This is a genomic window from Paenibacillus sp. 01T422 (assembly GCF_056398785.1).
In genome coordinates this window covers 1-600 of sequence record NZ_JBFTQB010001535.1, presented here as the reverse complement: position 1 = coordinate 600, position 600 = coordinate 1, and the positions used below count along the sequence as shown (strand labels likewise).

The window sequence follows — 600 nt, the reverse complement described above, 5'->3', positions numbered from 1 at the left end:
ATGGGAAGTAATGATGAAGGAATGATGGAGGGGAAGGGAATTGAGGCATCGGATTGGCTTCTCAGTACTTGTATTAGTACTGTTTTTGACAACAGGTTGTTGGGATCGAGTAGAAGTAAATGACATGGCCTTGATTATCTCGGCAGGGGTAGACAGAAAGGATCAAGATGAAATTGAAATGACCGTCCAAGTCTTCATTCCGAATCCCGCCTCAGGACGTACGGAGGGGAGTGGCGGAGGGCAAGGGAATGTATACACAATGTCTTCGGTAGGAAGATCCATGGGGGATGCGTTAAGTGAATTGCAAAAGAGATTGCCTCGCTTTTTCTCTTGGGGGCATGCGAAAGCTTACTTTTTTGGGGAAGAATTGGCTAGAGAAGGCTTGACTGACGAGTTTGATTTCTTATTCAGAGATGTTCAGACGCGGGAGCAAGCCAATTTCTTTGTCTGCAAAGGAACCGCCAGGCAGCTGTTGGAGTCGCAAGTGGATCCTAATACCTATGAAACATTAATTAAACTTTCACAGAAGCCGGTAAACCATTCTTCTACCATGCATGAAGTAGAGCGGTAAACCATTCTTCTACCATGCATGAAGTAGAG

General features: G+C 45.3%; 1 protein-coding gene. It reads left to right on the top strand.

Going from position 1 to position 600, the window contains the following annotated elements; translation table 11 throughout:
* The first annotated feature begins 40 nt into the window (after positions 1-40).
* Positions 41-571 (top strand): Ger(x)C family spore germination protein, encoded by a 531-nt coding sequence (locus AC1DUA_RS40030; RefSeq protein ID WP_477504933.1) that lies wholly within the window; start codon positions 41-43, stop codon positions 569-571.
* Positions 572-600 lie beyond the last annotated feature (29 nt).